Source organism: Nocardia sp. NPDC005825, assembly GCF_040630175.1.
In the GTDB taxonomy this organism is placed as follows: Bacteria; Actinomycetota; Actinomycetes; order Mycobacteriales; family Mycobacteriaceae; genus Nocardia.
Map to the genome: position 1 here is coordinate 637,285 of NZ_JBEXXC010000002.1, position 17,860 is coordinate 655,144.

Genomic DNA, 17,860 nt, shown 5'->3' on the forward strand with positions numbered 1-17,860 from the left:
GCTATGGCACAAGAGCAGACCAAGCGCGCCGGTGGCGGCGACGAGGACGAGGGCCCGGTCGGCGACGGTGGGGCTGGACAGGAGCGTCGCGAGAAGCTGGCGGAGGAAACCGACGACCTGCTCGACGAGATCGACGACGTGCTCGAGGAGAACGCGGAGGACTTCGTCCGCGCATATGTGCAGAAGGGCGGCCAGTGACCCAAGGTGACCCCCTGCGGCTCCAGTTGGGGTTCGCCCAATCCTCTTTCTCCGAGTACCTGCGTTTACACGCTCCGGAACTGTTGCCCGGCAACGGAATCGGATCCGGCGGCACGCACCCGAATCCGGGCGTGCCGTCGGACATCGCTCCGCACGGCACCACCATCGTCGCGGTCAGCTACCGCGGCGGGGTGCTGATCGCGGGCGACCGCCGCGCCACCCAGGGCAACCTGCTGGCCCAGCGTGACATCGAGAAGGTGTACATCACCGACACCTACTCCGCGGCCGGCATCGCCGGTACCGCGGGGATGGCGATCGAGATGATCCGCCTGTTCGCGGTGGAGCTCGAGTACTACGAGAAGATCGAGGGCGTTCCCCTCACCTTCGCCGGCAAGGCCAACAAGCTGTCGAAGATGGTGCGTGACAACCTCCCCGCCGCCCTGCAGGGGCTGGCGGTGGTCCCGCTGCTGGTCGGCTTCGACCCGGACGCGCAGGACCCGGACAAGTCCGGGCGGATCGTGTCCTACGACGTGGTCGGCGGGCGCAGCGAGGAGCGGTTCGGGTACACCGCGGTGGGGTCGGGTTCCCTGTTCGCCAAATCGTCGCTGAAGAAGACCTACGCGCGCGGCCTCGACCAGGACCGGGCGCTGCGGATCGCGATCGAATCGCTCTTCGACGCCGCCGACGACGACACCGCCACCGGCGGTCCGGACACCATGCGCAATATCTACCCGACGGCCATCGTCATCGACTCCGAGGGCACCGTGGAGGTCACCGACGAGCGCCTGAAGGAGATCACCCGGGCGATGGTGGAGGAGCGGGCCGCGCTGGCGGCAGAGGGGATCGGCGAAGCATGACACTGCCGTATTACGCGTCGGCCGAACAGATCATGCGCGACAAGACCGAGCTCGCGCGCAAGGGCATCGCGCGCGGCCGCTCGGTCATCGTGCTGGTCTACGACAAGGGCGTGGTGTTCGTGGCCGAGAACCCCTCGGCCACCCTCCACAAGATCAGTGAGCTCTACGACCGGGTCGGCTTCGCCGCGGTCGGCAAGTACAACGAGTTCGAGGCGCTGCGCCGCGGGGGCATCCTGCAGGCCGACCTGCGCGGCTACCAGTTCGATCGCCGCGACGTGACCGGCCGGTTCCTGGCCAACCTGTACGCCCAGAGCCTGGGCACCATCTTCACCGACCAGCTCAAGCCCTACGAGGTGGAGATCTGCGTCGCCGAGGTGGGCTTCCCCGAGCAGACCTCGAACTCGGTGCTGTATCGCATCAACTTCGACGGGTCGATCGTCGACGAACGCGAATTCGTGGTGATGGGCGGCAACACCGACCCGATCACCACCGCCCTCAAGGCTTCGTACAAGCCGGGCATGGACCTGCATTCGGCCATCACCACGGCGGTGGCCGCGCTGCAGAAGGCCGTGCCCGAGGGCGACAAGGACAAGCAGCGCACCGTGGGCGTCTCCTCCCTGGAGGTGGCAACCCTCGAGCAGTCCCGGCCGCGGCGGGCGTTCCGCCGGGTCCAGGGTGCCGCGCTGTCGGAGTTGATCACCGGCAAGGCGCCGAACGCGAAAGCGGCCGCCGAAGCCGACAAGCCGTCGGGCGGGGACCCGTCCTAGGGCCCCGGCGACGTAGGCAAATCCCGCTATTCGGGATAAGGCTCCTTTGCACTCTCAATAGCAGAGTGCAAAGGAGCCTTGCTTTTTCGCAGGGTAGAGCGCGTGCCGCGTTGCACCCCGTGCTAAATCGTTGTGAATACGTTTGCATCAGTGCTCCGACAAGGCCGTTACCGGGCACTATTCCGCTGTAATGTCGATAGGGTGCAGCGACGAATCATGGGGATCGAGACCGAATTCGGGGTGACGTGCACGTTCCACGGTCACCGTCGGTTGAGTCCTGACGAGGTGGCCCGGTACTTGTTCCGCCGGGTAGTTTCCTGGGGCCGTAGCTCGAACGTGTTCCTTCGTAATGGTGCCCGGCTCTACCTCGATGTCGGTTCCCATCCGGAGTACGCCACGGCCGAATGTGACAGCCTGGTGCAGTTGGTCACTCACGACCGCGCCGGCGAGCGGGTCCTGGAGGATCTGCTCATAGACGCCGAGCAGCGGCTCGCGGAGGAGGGTATCGGCGGCGATATCTACCTGTTCAAGAACAACACCGACTCCGCGGGCAACTCCTACGGCTGCCACGAGAACTTCCTCGTGGTCCGGGCCGGGGAGTTCTCGAGGATCTCCGACGTGCTGTTGCCGTTCCTGGTTACCCGGCAGTTGATCTGCGGGGCCGGGAAGGTGCTCCAGACGCCGAAGGCGGCGACCTTCTGCCTGTCGCAGCGGGCCGAGCACATCTGGGAGGGGGTGTCGTCGGCGACCACGCGGTCGCGGCCGATCATCAACACCCGCGACGAGCCGCACGCCGACGCCGAGAAGTACCGGCGCCTGCACGTGATCGTGGGCGACTCGAACATGGCCGAACCGACGACCATGCTGAAGGTCGGCACGGCGTCGCTGGTGCTGGAGATGATCGAGGCGGGCGTCGCGTTCCGAGACTTCGCTCTGGACAACCCGATTCGCGCCATCCGTGAGGTGTCGCACGATCTCACCGGTCGTCGGCCCGTCCGGCTGGCCGGCGGGCGGCAGGCGTCGGCGCTCGAGATCCAGCGCGAGTACTACGCCCGCGCCGTCGAGCACCTGCGCAACCGCGACCGCGACCCGCAGGTCGACGCGGTGGTGGATCTGTGGGGCCGCACCCTCGACGCGGTCGAGGCGCAGGACTTCGCCAAGGTCGACACCGAGATCGACTGGGTGATCAAGCGCAAGCTGTTCCAGCGCTACCAGGACCGCTACAACATGGAGCTGTCCGATCCCAAGATCGCCCAGCTGGATCTGGCCTACCACGACATCAAGCGCGGTCGCGGCGTCTTCGACCTGCTCGCCCGCAAGGGTCTGGCCAAGCGGATCACCGAGGACGACGCGGTCGACGCGGCGGTCACCACGCCGCCGCAGACCACCCGGGCCAAGCTGCGCGGCGATTTCATCACCGCGGCGCAGGAGGCGGGCCGCGACTTCACCGTCGACTGGGTCCACCTCAAGCTCAATGACCAGGCACAACGGACGGTGCTCTGCAAGGACCCGTTCCGCTCGGTCGACGAGCGCGTGGACCGGCTCATCGCCTCCATGTAGGCAGAGCGCAGCGGGCCGCGAACCACTCGGTTCGCGGCCCGTTCCGCGCGTTATGGGGGCGGTTAGGGGAAAAACGCGACCGCCCATGCGTCACCTCGGCGACACTCCCATTACTCTCTACGGGGTGGCGATATCCAAGGTCGAGCGGTTGATGAATCTGGTTATCGCGCTGCTGTCCACCCGGCAGTTCCTGACCGCGGAGCGGATCCGGGAGTCGGTCGCCGGGTACGAGGAGTCCGCGAGCGACGAGGCCTTCAGCCGGATGTTCGAGCGCGACAAGAACGAGCTGCGCGATCTGGGCATACCCCTCGAGATCGGACCGGTGAGCCGGTTGTCGAGTGTCGAGGGCTACCGCATCAACCGGGATGCCTATGAGCTCCCCGACATCGATCTGACCAGCGAGGAAGCGGCCGCGGTCGCGGTGGCCGTGCAGTTGTGGGAGTCGCCGGAGCTGGCGGCGGCCGCCGAGGGCGGACTGCTCAAGCTGCGCGCGGCCGGTATTCACGTGGAGCCCGACGCCGGGGTGTCGGCGGTGCCCGCGGTGCCGGCCCGGACGCGCGGCTCGGAGCCGGTCCTGGGCAAGCTGCTCGCCGCGATCGATGCCGGTCGGTCGGTGCGGTTCAAACATCGGCAGTCGCACGGGGATCCGGTCGAACGCGATGTCCAACCCTGGGGTGTGGTGACCCACCACGGCCGCTGGTACCTCGTCGCGCACGACAATGTGCGCGACGCGCAGCGGGTGTTCCGCATCTCCCGCATCGACGAGGACGTCACCGAGTACGGCCCGGCCAATGCCGTGCACAAGCCCGAGGACCTGGACCTGCGGGCCGTGGTCGCCGAGGTCACCGCGCAGTCGCCGATCACCGGATCGGCCACGGTGTGGGTGGCGCAGGGCCGCGGCCAGGAGATCCGCCGCCTCGGACCGGTCATGGAGGACCGGGTGCTGGGCGGGCGGCCCGGCTCGATCGTGGAGGTGCCGATCCGGTCCCGCGACTGGCTGGCCCGGCTCATCACCGGACTCGGCGCGGACGCGCTGGTGCTCGCGCCGGAAGACCTGCGCGACAACGTGATCGCGCGCCTGAAGTCGGTGCTGGAGCGGACGGAGGTGACGGCGTGAGTGCGGACGCGTCGCGGAAACGCCGGGGAGACAGCGTGATCGACAATGCCCGCAAGGGTGACGGCGCCCGGGCGTCGGAGGGCGCCAAGGACCGGCGGGGCAGCGCGGCGGCGAGCAGCCGCCTGTCGACCCGGCTGGCCCGGCTGCTCAATATGATTCCGTACTTCCAGGCCAACCCGGGTATCGGTGCGGCGGAGGCGGCGGCCGAACTCGGCGTCACCACCAAGCAGCTGATGACCGACCTGAACCAGCTGTGGATGTGCGGCCTGCCCGGTTACGGGCCCGGCGACCTGATCGACCTGTCGTTCTCCGAGGAGAGCATCGAGGTCACCTTCAGCGCGGGCATCGACCGCCCGCTGCGGCTGACCTCGCTGGAGGCGACCGCGCTGCTGGTGGCGCTGCGCTCGATCGCGGATCTGCCGGGCATGGTGGATCCGAGCGCCGCGCACGCGGCCACCGCGAAGATCGAATCGGCCATCTCCGGGCGGGAATTCGCGGGCCCGGCGCTACCCGCGCCGGTGGAGGCGCCCGCGGTGGCGACCGTCCGGTCCGCCGTCGAGCACGACCACGCGCTGCGCCTGGTCTACTACTCGGCCAGCCGCGATGTGGTGTCCGAGCGCGTCGTGGACCCGATCCGAATCGTGCTGGTGGACAACAACAGCTACCTGCAGGCGTGGTGCCGGCAAGCCGAGGGCGTGCGTCTGTTCCGCCTCGATCGGATCGAGGAGGCCACCGAGCTCGACGAGCCCGCGCGCCCGCCGGCCGAGGCGGCGCTCGACGAGTCCGCGGCGCTGGACCTGTTCGTCGACGATCCCGCGGTCCCGCTGGCGCGCTTGCTGATTCGCCCCGACTACGCGTGGGTGCTCGAGCAGTACCCGATGCACAAGGTCACCACCCACCCCGACGGCAGCCTCGAGGCCACCATGCGCTTCGCCACCCTGGACTGGATGGCGCGGCTGCTGCTCGGCTTCGGCGCGGGCGTCACCGTCCTCGGCCCCGCCGAACTGGTGACCGCGGTGCGGGAGCGGTCCAGTTCGGCCTTGGCCGCCTACGCCGGACTCGACGGCACCGGGCTCGGGAATCTCGCCGGGCTCGAGGAGGTCGGTCCCGCTTGAGTTTCCGGGTGACGGTGCTCGGCGCGGGCAGCATCGGGTGTTATGTGGGTGGGCGGCTGGCCGCGGCGGGCGCGGAGGTGACCTTCGTGGGCCGCCCGCGCGTCCTCGACGAGCTGAACGCGCACGGCCTGCGGCTCACCGACCTCGACGGCAAGAACGTCACCGTCGAACCGACCGCGTTCCGGACGGCCACCGAGCCCACCGACGAGGCCGATCTGGTGCTGATCACCGTCAAGTCCGCGGGCACCGCCACCGCCGCCGCCGAACTGGCCGGGGTGCTCGCACCCGGCACCGTGGTGCTCAGCCTGCAGAACGGCATCGGCAACGACGCGGTCATCCGGGAGATCCTGCCCACCTGCGTGGTGCTGCCCGGCATGGTGATGTTCAACGTGGTCCACCGCGGCGAGGGCCGCTTCCACCGCGGCACCGCGGGCACCGTGGACATCGCCGACGATCCGGTGTTGACCCGGTTCACCGGCGTCTTCGCCCGCTCGGGTCTGGGGTTCAAGCGCCACGCCGACCTGCTGTCCATCCAGTGGGCCAAGCTGCTGCTCAACCTGAACAACCCGATCAACGCGCTGTCGGGCCGTCCGCTGCGCGAGGAACTCGGGTCCCGCGACTACCGGCGCTGCCTGGCCCTGGCCCAGCGCGAGGCGCTCGCCGCCATGGCGGCCGCCCGTATCCGCCCAGCCCGGCTCACCCCGCTGCCGCCGGAGGCGATGGCGCGCCTGCTGACCGTCCCCGACGGGGTCTTCCGTCGGGTTGCCGGACGTGTGCTGGCTATCGATCCGATGGCCCGCTCGTCCATGGCCGACGACCTGGCCGCCGGGCGTGCCACCGAAATCCCTTGGCTGTGCGGAGAAATCGTCAGCCTCGGTGCCATGGTAGGAATACCCACGCCGGTGAACCAGAAGCTGATAGAACTCGTGACAGCCGCGGAGAACGGCGACCGGCGCACCTGGTCGGGAGCGGAATTGCTGGCACAACTCGAGGACGCCGTGGATGACGACGCGGCGAACGAGGGTTGACAACGAGGTTCGCGGTATGCGGGTCCGGTAGCATCGGACTCACCAAGTCTTTGGAGGTAATGGAATGACAGGCGCCATCAGCCCGTGGCACTTGCTGATCGTTGTGCTGATCTTCTTGCTGTTCTTCGGCTCGAAGCGCATGCCGGACGCGGCCCGCAGCCTGGGTCGCTCGATGCGCATCTTCAAGACCGAGGTCAGCCAGATGCAGAACGAGGGCAAGACGGGTGAGGCCGCTCCCGAGGCCCAGGCTCAGCCGGTGCAGCCGCCGGCGCAGCTGCCGCCCGCCCAGCCGGTGCAGCAGCCCGCGGCACAGCCGAACGACCAGCAGAAGGCCTGAATCGGCCACCATCCGGGATGAGCGCGAGCTCATCCCGGATGCGGTGTTGTCCGGGTCCGGGGGCGCACCCGCGCCCACGTCTTCTGTGGCCGTAAGGCGGAGGCAGTCACACTCACATGCGTATTCGCATCCCGTTCGATCCCCGGCGCAGCAAGCGCCGTACGAACCCCGACGGCACCATGTCCCTGGTGGAGCACCTCTCGGAGCTCCGCAAACGCCTGCTCATCGCACTGGCGTGGGTCGCCATCGGCACCCTGTTCGGGTTCTTCTGGTACTCGCACACCCTGTTCGGGATCGAGAGCCTCGGTGAGATCCTGCGCGGCCCCTACTGTGCGCTCCCGGCCTCCTCGCGGGCCAATCTCAGCTCCGACGGCGCCTGCCGACTGCTGGCGACCGCGCCGTTCGAGCAGTTCACCCTGCGCTTGAAGGTCGGCACCACCGCCGGCGTGGTGGTGGCCAGCCCGTTCTGGCTGTACCAGCTGTGGGCGTTCATCACCCCGGGCCTGTACGCCAAGGAACGCAAGTACGCGATCGCGTTCGTGGCGGCCGGCGCGTCGCTGTTCGTCGCGGGCGCGGTGCTGGCCTACTGGGTGGTCGCGCACGCGCTCAGCTTCCTGATGACCATCGGCAACAATGTCCAGATCACGGCGTTGTCGGGTTCGCAGTACTTCAGCTTCATCATCAAACTGCTGGTGATCTTCGGCGTCAGCTTCGAAACGCCGTTGCTCATCGTGGGTTTGAACTTCCTCGGCGTGCTGACCTACGAGCGGCTCACCAAGTGGCGGCGCGGGCTGATCTTCGGACTGTTCGTGTTCGCGGCCATCGTGACCCCGCAGGATCCGATCTCCATGCTGGCGCTGGCGTTCGCGCTGACCGTGCTGTTCGAGATCGCGGTGCAGGTCGCGCGGATCAACGACAAGCGCAAGGCCCGCAACGCGCAGGCCTGGGACAAGCTCGCCGACGACGAGGCCTCCCCGCTCGATACCGCGCCCGGCGGCGTGGACGCCGCGACCCCGGTGCCCGGCGCCGAGCCGGTGAGCGCCACACCGGTGGAGAAAACCACGGGAGTCGTGTCGGATTACTCCGATACCCTCTGACGCGTGACATCTAGGTCGCTCACTGGCGAACTGGCGGCATTCACCGCCGAACTGAAATTCGAGCTCGATCCGTTCCAGCGGCAGTCGTGCGCGGCGCTCGAGGGCGGGCACAGTGTGCTCGTCTGCGCGCCCACCGGCGCCGGCAAGACGGTGGTCGGCGAGTTCGCGGTACACCTGGCTCTGGCCTCGGGCGGCAAATGCTTCTACACGACGCCCATCAAGGCGCTGTCGAACCAGAAGTTCGCCGACCTCACCGCGCGCTACGGGCGCGACGAGGTCGGGTTGCTGACCGGTGACCAGTCCATCAATCCGGACGCCTCGGTGGTGGTGATGACCACCGAGGTACTGCGCAACATGCTCTACGCGGGATCGGATGCGCTGCGCGGGCTTTCGTACGTCGTCATGGACGAGGTGCACTACCTGGCCGACCGCTTCCGCGGCGCGGTGTGGGAAGAGGTCATCCTGCACCTGCCGCCCGAGGTGCGCCTGGTCAGCCTGTCCGCCACGGTCTCCAACGCGGAGGAGTTCGGCGCCTGGATGGAGACCGTGCGCGGCGACACCGCGGTCATCGTCGACGAGACCCGGCCGGTGCCGCTGTGGCAGCACGTCATGGTCGGCAAGCGCATGTTCGACCTGTTCGACCCCAAGTCCAGCGACGCCAAGGTGGTCGTGGACCAGGATCTGCAGCGCTACATCAAGCACCGCGAATCCGTTGACCGGATGGACAATTGGGGCGTGCCCGGGCGTGGTCGCGGCGGGCCGCGGCGCTCGTTCCGGCCCATGCCGCGCCCCGAGGTGATCTCCCGGCTCGACGACGAGGGGCTGCTGCCCGCCATCACCTTCATCTTCAGCCGCGCGGGATGCGATGGGGCACTGGCCCAGTGCGTGCGCTCGCGCCTGGACCTCTCCCGCGAGGACGATCGCGCGCTGATCGACGAGATCATCGAGAAGCACACCGGGGACCTGCCCAAGAGCGACCTCGAGGTGCTCGGCTACTGGGAGTGGCGCGAGGCGCTGCACCGCGGGTTCGCCGCGCACCACGCGGGCATGCTGCCCGCCTTCCGGCACACCGTCGAGGACCTGTTCGTGCGCGGACTGGTGCGCGCGGTGTTCGCCACGGAGACACTGGCACTGGGCATCAACATGCCCGCGCGCACGGTGGTGCTGGAACGGCTCGTCAAGTTCAACGGCGAGAGCCACGCCGAACTGACGCCGGGGGAGTACACGCAGCTCACCGGGCGCGCCGGGCGGCGCGGCATCGACGTCGAGGGTCACGCGGTGGTGCTGTGGCAGCCCGAGGTCGACACCAGCGCGGTCGCGGGTCTGGCCTCGACGCGGACCTATCCGCTGCGGTCGTCGTTCCGGCCGGGCTACAACATGTCGATCAATCTGGTCGATCGCATGGGCGCGGTGGAATCGCGTGCGCTGCTGGAGCGTTCCTTCGCCCAGTTCCAGGCGGACCGGTCGGTCGTGGGTCTGGTGCGCGGGATCGAACGCAACGAGGCGCAGCTGCGCAAGCTGCGCTCGCAGCTCGGGGACGAGAGCTTCTTCGAATACATCCAGCTGCGCGAACGCATCCGCGACCGGGAACGGAACCTGGAACGCCAGGGCCGCACCGACCGGCGCCAGGCCGCGGTGTCGTCGCTGACCGCGCTGCGGCGCGGCGACGTGGTGGCGATTCCGTCGGGCCGCCGGCAGGGGCTGGCGGTGATCCTGGAACCCGATGCGACACCGGGGGATCCGCGTCCGCTGGTGCTCACCGAGGACAAGTGGGCCGGTCGCGTCTCGGCCGCCGACTTCCCCACCCCGGCCGAATCGCTGGGCCGGTTGCGGCTGCCCAAGCACGTGGACCACCGCACCGCGCGGGTCCGTCGCGATCTGGCCTCGGCGCTGCGCAGCACCGGCATCACCATGCCGCGCCGCCCCCGCACCGCCGGCAAGTCCAAGGCCGCCGACGACCGCGACCTGCAGACCCTGCGGCGGGCGCTGCGCAACCATCCGGCACACGCGCGGCCCGATCGAGAGCAGTTGGCGCGCATCGGGGAACGCTACAACCGCCTCGAACGCGAGACCGAGCACCTGCGCCAGCAGGTGGCGGCCACCACCAACTCCCTCGCGCGCACCTTCGACCGCATCCTCGGGCTGCTCGAGGAACGCGGCTACGTCGAGAACGGCGAGGTCACCCAGGACGGGCGGCGGCTGGCCCGGATCTACGCCGAAGCGGATCTGGTTGTCGCGGAAAGCCTTCGGCAGGGGCTGTGGCGCGGGCTCGGCCCGGCCGAGTTGGCCGCGGTGGTGTCGATCCTGGTGTACGAGTCCCGGCAGGAGGGCGGCTACCTGGGGGCGTCCGGGCCCACCGCGCCCATCCGGCGCGCGGTGGACGCCACCATCGGGGTGTGGTCGCAGCTGCGCTCCGACGAGTCCCGGCACCGGCTGCAGCCCACCCGGGAACCCGACCTCGGTTTCGTCACGGGCGTCTACACCTGGGCGCGCGGCGACGACCTCGCCGACGCCCTGCTCGCCAGCGGCGATCGCGGAAACGCGCTCTCCGCGGGCGATTTCGTGCGCTGGTGCCGCCAGGTCATCGACCTGCTCGACCAGATTCACAACACCGCCGACGACGTCGAGGTGGCGGCCACGGCCAGCAAGGCGGTGCGCGCCATCCGCCGGGGTGTCGTAGCCGTGGACGCGGCGTAGTAGATACGACTGTGCTTTGATTCTTGGATGTACCGACCGCAGCGGGAGCATGCGCGTGTTCCCGCTCGGGGGGCTAGCGTGAGTACAACGGATTGCTATTGGAGGCAAGCAGATGAGCGGCCCGTACGGACCGAATGACGCCCCGGCGGGGGGCAACAACGATCCGACCCTGCAGTGGAGCGGACAGCAGCCCGCGCCCGGCGCCGGACCGACTCAGCAGTGGGGCGGTCAGCAGCCCGCCCAGCCGACCGCGCAGTGGGGCGATCCGTCGCAGCAGCAGCCCGGCCAGCAGCCGTGGGGACAGTCCCAGCCGCAGCAGCCCGCCCAGCCCTGGGGGCAGTCGCAGCCGCAGCAGCCGGCCCAGCAGTGGGGGCAGAGCCAGCCGCAGTGGCAGCAGCAGCCGCAGGGTGAGCAGCAGTGGGGGCAGTCGCAGCCGCAGTGGCCGCAGCAGGGACAGCCGGGCCAGCAGGACTGGAACCAGCAGGCCGGGCAGCAGTGGCCGCAGCCCGGTCAGCAGGCGCCCGCGGGCAAGAAGAAGACCGGTGTGATCATCGGCGTGGTGGCCGCGGTCGTCGTGGTGCTGGCCGCGGTCGGCGGCGGTCTGGCCTGGCTGCTGAGCAAGGACCAGCTCGACAACAGCGCCGTGCAGTCCGGGGTGCAGAAGGTCCTCAAGGACACCTACGGCATCGACGACGTGCAGGACGTGAAGTGCCCGTCGGGGCAGAAGGTCGAGGTCGACAAGACCTTCGACTGCACGCTCAAGGTCGGTGGCGAGAGCAAGAAGGTCACCATCAAGATCACCAAGGATGACGGCACCTACGAGGTCGGCCGCCCGAACTGATTTTCGGGGCAAAGCTGTTGGGCCCGGGCGCGATTGGGATCGCGGCCGGGCCCATTTGTTTGCCAGGGGTTGTCTGATCGCGCTCGGCGGGTAATGTGGGCCGAAATTCTTTCGGTTGATCGTGATCGGGGGGCGTTATGAACTCGACTTTTCGAACCATCGGCTGGACCGCCACCGCGGCTGTCGTCGCGAGTGTGGGCCTGGCATCCACGCCGTTCGCGGGGGCGGACGGACCCGCGCCGGTCGTGAACGACTGCATCACCAACCACACCGTGGAGAAACCCGGCAGCATGCTGCTGGCGTGCGGTGACGGCGGGCTCAGCGTCCGCGACATCACCTGGAGCAGTTGGGGTCCCGACACCGCCGAGGGTGACGGCACCGAATACCGGCGGGTGTGCGAGCCCAGTTGCGCGGCCGGGCACACGGCCAGCGGCGCGACCCACGTGACGCTGCGCAAGGTGCAGGACGGTTACTTCACCGAAGCCGCCATCACCGATCTCGACGGCAAGCCCGAAACCTGGCCGGTAGGCCCGATCCGCCACTGATCGCGGTCGGCTTGACCACTGCCGCTGATCGCGCGCCGGGGTGGCCCGCTACCGCTGTGTGGCAGCGGGTGATTTCGATCAGGAAGCGGACCGTTTGGCCATGGCGGTGAGCAGGCGTTTGACCGGGCTCTCGGCATTGTAGGCGGTGGCCAGCGCGGCCAGTCGCTCCGGGTCGGCCGGGGTGAGCGGCAGCAGGTCGGGGCCGGAGTATTCGACGGTGGCGTCGCGGACGACCCGCACCACCGGGGCCGCGGCCTTCAGATAGTCATCGGCGGCAACGAGTTTCGCGCGCACGCCCTTGGCGAGATCGGAGTCCGGGTCGGCGGCAGCCTCGCGCAGCGCCTCCACCGAGCCGAACTTGGTGATCAGCTGGGCGGCGGACTTGTCGCCGATGCCGGCCACACCCGGCAGGCCGTCGGAGGCATCGCCGCGCAGCGTCGCCATATCGGCGTACGCGGGGCCCGCGATATGTTCGGGCACACCGTATTTGGACGACACCTCGGCCGGACCCCACAGCTCTGCCTTCGCCAGCCCGCGCCCGACATAGAACACCCGCACCGGCGGCGTCGGTGTATCGCGGACCAGTTGCAGCAGATCGCGATCGCCGCTGACCACGATCACCTCGTCGGCGCCCTCCCGCGTGGCCAGCGTCCCGATGACGTCGTCGGCCTCGAGACCCGCCGCGCCCGCGGTCGCGATCCCCGCCGCCTCGAGCAGTTCCATGATCATGTCGACCTGCGGTGTCAGGGTGTCGGGGACTTCCTCCGCGATCACGCCCGCGACCGGCTCGCCCGCGTCCTCGGCCACCCGGTGCGCCTTGTACGACGGCAGCAGGTCCACCCGGAACTGCGGCCGCCAATCCAGATCCAGGCACACCACCAGCCGGCTCGGCGCGTGCTGCTTGACCAGCGCCGCGATCATGTCGGTGAACCCGCGCAGCGCGTTCACCGGCCGCCCGTCGGGCGCGGTGATCTTCTCCGGGATCGCGTAGAACGCCCGGAACCACAGACTGGCCCCATCGAGCAGCAACAGCGGACCGGCGGCAGGGTTGCTCATAGCGCACGACCCTACCGTTCGCCCCCGACAGCGCGGGGATGGCGCCGCGGGGAGTCGACGGACTCGCGGGCTGGTTGCGGCGAGTGGGCCGCGGGCGGGCCGAACGGTACGACGCCGCACACACGTGGGGGTATTCGCGGGTCGAAAGGTGCTCGGCGGCAGGGCGGTCGGGTGCTGCGGCGGTGGGGGCACCCGGTGGTGGGGGTGCGAAGTTCGGTGGTGGCTGGAGGGTGGCGGGGCGGGGGAGTAGCGTCGGATGGCATGAGCTCTCATGACGAGTCACGGTTCGCGGCGGAGGTCTATGGGGCGCGGTTGGAGCGCGCCGCGCGGTTGGCCAGGGATGCGCATCTGGACGCGCTGCTCATCACTCCCGGGCCTGACCTGCGGTTTCTCATGGGCTCTCGGGCACAGTCGTTCGAGCGGCTGACCTGCCTGGTGATCCCGGCCAGCGGGGAGACGCCCTCGGTGGTGATCCCGAAGCTGGAGCTGGCCTCGCTGAAGGGGTCGGCGGCCGGGGAGCTGGGGTTGCAGATCGTGGACTGGGTCGACGGGGTCGATCCGTACCGCATCGTCAAGAACGTGCTCAATGCCGGTGCGCGCGTGGCGGTCACCGATGTGATGCCCGCCCTGCACCTGCTGCCCATCGCCGATCAGTTTGGCTCGCTACCGGTTTCGGCCACCCCGTTGCTGCGTGAGCTGCGAATGCGCAAGGACCCCAGCGAGACCGAGGCCCTGCGGCGCGCGGGCGCGGCCATCGACCGGGTGCACGCCCGCATGGGTGAGTTCCTGCGCCCCGGCCGCACCGAGGCCGAGGTGGGCGCGGACATCGCCGCCGCCATCGTCGAGGAGGGCCACACCGAGGCCGACTTCGTCATCGTCGGCAGCGGCCCGCACGGCGCGGACCCGCACCACATGGTGTCCGACCGCGTGATCGAGCCCGGCGACGTGGTGGTCATCGATATCGGCGGACCGGTCGAACCCGGCTACTTCTCCGACTCCACCCGCACCTACGTGCTGGGCGAGCCGAGCGAGGAGGTGGCGGCCCAGTTCGCGGAGCTGGAACGCGCCCAGGCCGCCGCGGTGGCGGCCGTCCGCCCGGGCGTCACCGCCGAATCCATCGACGCCGCCGCCCGCGACGTGCTGGCCGCGGCCGAGCTCGCCGACTACTTCGTGCACCGCACCGGCCACGGCATCGGCCTGTCGGTGCACGAGGAGCCCTACATCGTGGCGGGCAACGATCTGGTCCTGCGGGAGGGCATGGCGTTCAGCATCGAGCCGGGCATCTACTTCCCCGGCCAGTGGGGTGCCCGCATCGAGGACATCGTCATCGTCACCGCGGACGGCTGCGAGTCGATGAACAAGCGTCCCCACGGGCTGACCCGGCTGTAACCGCCGAGCCCCCGCGGCAGGTCAGTGGCCGAGAGCGGGGGCACCCGGCTTGAACACGCTGCTGGCCAGCACGCGCTGGACCTGGATGGCGATGACCACGCGGGTCGGGTTCTCGCGAGGCTGGCGGTAGCGGCCGGCGTAGCGGTCCACGGCGTCGGCCACCGCGGCCGGGTCGTCGAGCACGGTGGCCGGTCCCTCGAGGGTGATCCAGCGCGGGCCGTCGACCTGGCTCACCGCCGCGTACCCGGAGCGGCGCACATTGTTGACCTTCACCGAGCCGTCGTTGGTGATGATGCGGGCGATCCCGGCCTCCGGATCCCAGGTGAAGCCGACGGCGACGACGTGCGGGGTGCCGTCGGAGCGCAGCGTGGACAGGGTGGCCAGGTGACGCTCGGTGACGAAGTCGGCGGCGGCGGGGGACAGTTCGGGGCGTGCGGCGGTGCTGGTCATGATTCGACGCTAGCAATCCGCCGTCGGGCGCACCGGGCGGCGGTGCCCGGGTGGCACACTGTGGGCCATGGGTTTCGGATCGCGGGACGTCGACAAGGGCGTCGTACTGGTGCTGGGTGGGCGCAGTGAGATCGGGCTGGAAGTCGCGCGCCGGCTGTCGCCGGGCCGGGAGGTCATTCTCGCGGCGCGCGGCGCCGACCGGTTACAGGCGCAGACCAAGGAGCTGCTGATCGCGGAGGCGGCGGCGGTGCACTGCGTCGAGTTCGACGCCGACGACATGGCCTCGCATCAGCCGCTGCTGGAGAAGATCATCGCCGAGCACGGGCGCATCGGTGTCGCCGTGGTGGCCTTCGGAATCCTCGGGGATCAGGCGCTGGCCGAACAGGATCCCGAACACGCGGTCGCGATCGTGCAGACCGATTTCGTGGCGCAGGTCAGCGTGTTGACCAGTCTGGCGAACCTGCTGCGCGAGCAGGGCGACGGGCAGATCGTGGTGTTCAGCTCCATCGCCGGCGTGCGGGTGCGGCGCGCCAACTACGTGTACGGGTCGGCCAAGGCGGGCCTGGACGGCTTCGCCACCGGCCTGCAGATGGCCCTCGAGGGCAGCGGTGTGCACCTGCTGATGGTGCGATCCGGCTTCGTGATCGGCCGCATGACCGCGGGCATGAAGCCCGCCATCATGTCGAGCACCCCGGACCAGGTGGCCGACGCGGTGGTGGCGAGCCTGTACCGGCGCGCCCGCAAAGTCGATGTGCCGCGCCGCATTCGGCTGCTGTTCATCGCCATGCGCTTCACCCCGTACGCGCTGTGGCGGCGGGCCCGCCGATGACCGAGCTTCCCGTGCCGTCGGTCCCGATCGCCGTGATCGGGATCGGGGCCGACGGCTGGGACGGCCTGGGCGGTCCGGCGCGGCGCGAGATCGCCGCCTGCGGCGTACTGCTGGGCTCCACACGGCAATTGGCGCTGATCCCCGAGGGCGAGACCGGTGCGGAGCGGGTGGCGTGGCCCTCGCCTCTGGTGCCCGCCCTCCCGGGCCTGCTGCGCGAGTACGCGGACCGCAAGCTGGGCGTCCTCGCCAGCGGCGACCCCATGTTCTTCGGCATCGGCGTGACCCTGACGAAACTGGTTGGGGCCCAAGCGCTGCGCGTGCTGCCGCAGCCGTCATCGGTGTCGCTGGCCTGCGCCCGCCTCGGCTGGGCGCTGGATGCGACACCGGTCGTCAGCGCGGTCGGCCGTCGCGTGGAGACCGTGCTCCCGGAATTGTCGTCCGGCCGCAGGATTCTCGTCCTCAGCTCCGATGAGCACACCCCGGCCGCGGTGGCGGAGCTGCTGGCGCGCAATGGATTCGGTGAGTCGGCGCTGACGGTCCTGGAACAGCTCGGCGGCCCCGCCGAACGCCTGGTGACCGGCACTGCCGCCCGCTGGGATCACCCTCTCGGTGATGCGTTGAACATCATCGCGATCGACTGTGTTGCGGACCCGTCGGCACCGCGTCTGACCCGGGTGCCCGGCCTCCCCGACGAGGTCTACGACGGCGACGGCCAGCTCACCAAATCGGAGGTGCGGGCCCTCACCCTGGCCGCGCTGGCCCCCGCGCCCGGCGAACTGCTGTGGGACGTCGGCGGCGGATCCGGCACCATCGCGATCGAATGGTGCCGCACCCACCCGTCCTGCCGGGCGGTCACGTTCGAACGAGTCGAGAGCCGCCGCAAGCAGATCGCCGCCAATGCCGCCACTCTCGGCGTCCCCGGCGTCGATGTCCGCGGCCCGGCCCCCGATGCCTTCGCCGACCTCTCGGCCCCCGACGCGATCTTCATCGGTGGCGGCCTGACCCAGGACGGAATGTTCGACGCCTGCTGGTCCCGCCTGCGTCCCGGCGGCCGCCTGGTCGCCAGCGCGGTCACCGCCGAATCCGACAGCCTCCTGTTGCGGCTGGCCGACGAGCACGGCGGCACCCTGCGCCGCTTCCAGATCTACCGCGCCGAACCCCTCGGCGGCTTCACCGCCTGGCGCCCCCAACTTCCCGTCACCCACTGGGTGACGACGAAACCCGCCGCGCCACAAGGCTAGCCACGCCGCGAGGTGTCGGATGCGGCGTCGGCCTGCGTGGTCAGCCGACCGGAGGGAGCGCGAGGGGGCCGGGTTCGAAGACGGTGACCAGGACGACGATATTGCCGTACGGGGCGGAGCCGTGGGCGAGACGGTGGGCGGCCTTGGCCAGTGACGTGCGCCAGCCGTACTTGGCTTCGATCGCCGCTTCCACCTTGGGGAGCAGGTCGCCCTCGGGGACCAGGTTGGCGTGGCCCATGAGCTGACGGCTACCGACGGCCGGGTTGCCGCGCCAGTCGCCGGGCTGGACCAGCACGCGGGGGTCGAGGGCGAGTTGCTCGGCTTCCGCCGCGAACGACGAGACGCGGAAGGCGAGGCCGTTGTCGCCGAAGGGAATCACCAGGCGCGGAGCGGTGACCAGTTGGCGGTGTCCGAGAGTCCTGGTGACCAGTGCGGTCTTGGCCTTCTCCCAGACCGTCGACGGCCGCGCCGCCGCGGCCTGGGCCGGTATGGTCCGGTCCGGTATGGCCGACACGCCCACCGTGGGTCGCGCGAACGGGGTGCGGCCGACCGCCGCGTCGATGGTCATATCGGTCATCGCCTTCGATCCTTCCGTGCCGGTTCCTCTGCCAGGGCTCGGTGTCGGGCGCGCGCGACCCGGTGCGGTTCGGCACCAACACGGCGTTTGCCGTGTATTCGCTCATCAGGCGGCGACCCTCTCACTGTCGGTCGGCCCAACCGGTCCGCGCAAGGGCGA

Annotated in this window: 18 protein-coding genes; 15 read left to right on the top strand and 3 right to left on the bottom strand. The window is 69.8% G+C overall.

Annotated features, from left to right (window positions below; all coding sequences use genetic code 11):
* The first annotated feature begins 3 nt into the window (after positions 1-3).
* The 12 genes from ABZ382_RS07595 (at position 4) to ABZ382_RS07650 (ending at position 12,159) form a co-directional block, all read left to right on the top strand.
* Positions 4-198, top strand: coding sequence for a ubiquitin-like protein Pup (locus ABZ382_RS07595; RefSeq protein ID WP_033089305.1), 195 nt, complete (start codon positions 4-6; stop codon positions 196-198).
* The gene (gene prcB, locus ABZ382_RS07600; protein ID WP_357085445.1) at positions 195-1,055 is read left to right on the top strand and encodes a proteasome subunit beta; all 861 of its coding nucleotides are present in this window, start codon (positions 195-197) and stop codon (positions 1,053-1,055) included. The genes ABZ382_RS07595 and prcB overlap by 4 nt, the downstream gene beginning before the upstream one ends.
* Positions 1,052-1,822 (top strand): proteasome subunit alpha, encoded by a 771-nt coding sequence (gene prcA, locus ABZ382_RS07605; RefSeq protein ID WP_357085447.1) that lies wholly within the window; start codon positions 1,052-1,054, stop codon positions 1,820-1,822. The genes prcB and prcA overlap by 4 nt, the downstream gene beginning before the upstream one ends.
* Before the next feature lie 201 nt (positions 1,823-2,023).
* A complete protein-coding gene (pafA, locus tag ABZ382_RS07610) occupies positions 2,024-3,382 on the top strand; it encodes a Pup--protein ligase (protein WP_357085449.1) in 1,359 nt (452 codons plus the stop codon).
* Positions 3,383-3,506: 124 nt separating this feature from the next.
* Entirely contained in the window at positions 3,507-4,499 is a 993-nt protein-coding gene (locus ABZ382_RS07615; RefSeq protein ID WP_357085451.1) for a YafY family protein, read from the top strand.
* Between the two features lie 122 nt (positions 4,500-4,621).
* Positions 4,622-5,614 carry a YafY family protein gene (locus tag ABZ382_RS07620; RefSeq protein ID WP_357085931.1) on the top strand — a complete coding sequence of 331 codons (993 nt, stop codon included), beginning with the start codon at positions 4,622-4,624 and terminating at the stop codon, positions 5,612-5,614.
* The gene (locus ABZ382_RS07625) at positions 5,611-6,642 is read left to right on the top strand and encodes a 2-dehydropantoate 2-reductase (protein ID WP_357085452.1); all 1,032 of its coding nucleotides are present in this window, start codon (positions 5,611-5,613) and stop codon (positions 6,640-6,642) included. Before ABZ382_RS07620 ends, ABZ382_RS07625 begins: the two co-directional genes overlap by 4 nt.
* Before the next feature lie 64 nt (positions 6,643-6,706).
* Complete coding sequence (gene tatA / locus ABZ382_RS07630; RefSeq protein ID WP_357085454.1) at positions 6,707-6,979, top strand: Sec-independent protein translocase subunit TatA; 273 nt, start codon at positions 6,707-6,709, stop codon at positions 6,977-6,979.
* Between the two features lie 122 nt (positions 6,980-7,101).
* Positions 7,102-8,076, top strand: a complete 975-nt coding sequence (gene tatC, locus ABZ382_RS07635) for a twin-arginine translocase subunit TatC (RefSeq protein WP_357085933.1) — start codon at positions 7,102-7,104, stop codon at positions 8,074-8,076.
* Between the two features lie 3 nt (positions 8,077-8,079).
* On the top strand, positions 8,080-10,773 hold the full coding sequence (locus ABZ382_RS07640; RefSeq protein ID WP_357085455.1) for an RNA helicase: 2,694 nt from the start codon (positions 8,080-8,082) through the stop codon (positions 10,771-10,773).
* A gap of 112 nt (positions 10,774-10,885) precedes the next feature.
* Positions 10,886-11,614 carry a DUF4333 domain-containing protein gene (locus ABZ382_RS07645; RefSeq protein WP_357085457.1) on the top strand — a complete coding sequence of 243 codons (729 nt, stop codon included), beginning with the start codon at positions 10,886-10,888 and terminating at the stop codon, positions 11,612-11,614.
* Between the two features lie 137 nt (positions 11,615-11,751).
* Entirely contained in the window at positions 11,752-12,159 is a 408-nt protein-coding gene (locus ABZ382_RS07650; protein WP_357085459.1) for a hypothetical protein, read from the top strand.
* Between the two features lie 78 nt (positions 12,160-12,237).
* Here the strand turns inward: ABZ382_RS07650 and ABZ382_RS07655 are convergent, their stop codons facing one another.
* Positions 12,238-13,215 carry a 5'-3' exonuclease gene (locus ABZ382_RS07655; RefSeq protein WP_357085461.1) on the bottom strand — a complete coding sequence of 326 codons (978 nt, stop codon included), beginning with the start codon at positions 13,213-13,215 and terminating at the stop codon, positions 12,238-12,240.
* 261 nt (positions 13,216-13,476) lie between these two features.
* Here ABZ382_RS07655 and ABZ382_RS07660 point away from each other — a divergent pair, with 261 nt between their 5' ends.
* The gene (locus ABZ382_RS07660; protein ID WP_357085463.1) at positions 13,477-14,604 is read left to right on the top strand and encodes a Xaa-Pro peptidase family protein; all 1,128 of its coding nucleotides are present in this window, start codon (positions 13,477-13,479) and stop codon (positions 14,602-14,604) included.
* A 21-nt stretch (positions 14,605-14,625) separates the two neighbouring features.
* On the opposite strand, the gene ABZ382_RS07665 is transcribed toward ABZ382_RS07660, so the two are convergent.
* A complete protein-coding gene (locus tag ABZ382_RS07665) occupies positions 14,626-15,054 on the bottom strand; it encodes a PPOX class F420-dependent oxidoreductase (RefSeq protein ID WP_357085465.1) in 429 nt (142 codons plus the stop codon).
* Between the two features lie 67 nt (positions 15,055-15,121).
* On the opposite strand from ABZ382_RS07665, the gene ABZ382_RS07670 reads away from it, so the two are divergent.
* Together ABZ382_RS07670 and cbiE are read left to right on the top strand one after the other, a co-directional pair.
* The gene (locus ABZ382_RS07670) at positions 15,122-15,883 is read left to right on the top strand and encodes an SDR family NAD(P)-dependent oxidoreductase (RefSeq protein ID WP_357085467.1); all 762 of its coding nucleotides are present in this window, start codon (positions 15,122-15,124) and stop codon (positions 15,881-15,883) included.
* Entirely contained in the window at positions 15,880-17,124 is a 1,245-nt protein-coding gene (gene cbiE, locus ABZ382_RS07675; RefSeq protein WP_357085469.1) for a precorrin-6y C5,15-methyltransferase (decarboxylating) subunit CbiE, read from the top strand. Before ABZ382_RS07670 ends, cbiE begins: the two co-directional genes overlap by 4 nt.
* 40 nt (positions 17,125-17,164) lie before the next feature.
* Here cbiE and ABZ382_RS07680 read toward each other — a convergent pair whose 3' ends face one another.
* The gene (locus tag ABZ382_RS07680; RefSeq protein ID WP_357085471.1) at positions 17,165-17,701 is read right to left on the bottom strand and encodes a hypothetical protein; all 537 of its coding nucleotides are present in this window, start codon (positions 17,699-17,701) and stop codon (positions 17,165-17,167) included.
* Positions 17,702-17,860 lie beyond the last annotated feature (159 nt).